Origin of the sequence: Neoroseomonas eburnea (genome assembly GCF_018129005.1) — a bacterium.
Classification (GTDB): domain Bacteria; phylum Pseudomonadota; class Alphaproteobacteria; order Acetobacterales; family Acetobacteraceae; genus Neoroseomonas; species Neoroseomonas eburnea.
Map to the genome: position 1 here is coordinate 1 of NZ_JAAEDL010000088.1, position 827 is coordinate 827.

Here is an 827-nt window from a genome sequence, read left to right on the forward strand (position 1 = left end):
GCCATCCGCGCCTTCTTCGACGAGCCGACGAACACGGTGAGCTACCTGGTGTGGGATCCTGCGACGAAGCGCGGCGCGGTGATCGATCCGGTGCTCGACTGGGACAACCGCTCCGGCACCGCCGACGTCGCCTTCGCCGAGCGCATCCTCGCCGCCGCGGCGGAGGAAGGCGTCGCCATCGACTGGGTGCTCGAGACCCACGCCCATGCCGACCATCTCACCGCCGCGCCCTACATCAAGGCGAAGACCGGCGCGCCGATCGGCATCGGCGAGCACATCCGCGACGTCCAGGCGATCTTCCGCCCTGTCTTCCACGCCGACGACGTCAAGCCCGGCGGCGGCGACTTCGACCGCCTGTTCCGCGATGGCGAGCGCTTCCCGCTCGGCTCGCTGGAGGTCGAGGTGATCCACACCCCCGGCCATACCCCGGCCTGCATCGCCTACAAGGTGGGCGACGACGTCTTCGTCGGCGACACGCTGTTCATGCACGACTACGGCACCGCGCGCGCCGACTTCCCCGGCGGCGATGCGCGCGTGCTCTACCGCTCGATGAAGAAGCTGCTGGCGCTGCCGCCGCAGACCCGGCTGTGGATGTGCCACGACTACAAGGCGCCGGGCCGCGACAGCTTCGCCTGGCAATCCTCCGTCGCCGAGCAGCGCGCCCACAACCCCCATGTCAAGGACGGCGTCACCGAGGACCAGTTCGTCGCCTTCCGCACCCAGCGCGACGCGCAGCTCGCCGCGCCGCTCCTGCTGCTCCCCTCCATCCAGGTCAACATCCGCGCCGGGCGATTCCCGCCAGCCGAGAGCAACGGGGTGCGCTACCT

1 protein-coding gene is annotated in these 827 nt (G+C 70.3%); it reads left to right on the forward strand.

What is annotated here, in order from left to right; all coding sequences use genetic code 11:
• On the forward strand, positions 1-827 hold an 827-nt coding region (locus tag GXW74_RS27780), incomplete at both ends, for an MBL fold metallo-hydrolase (RefSeq protein ID WP_211850178.1).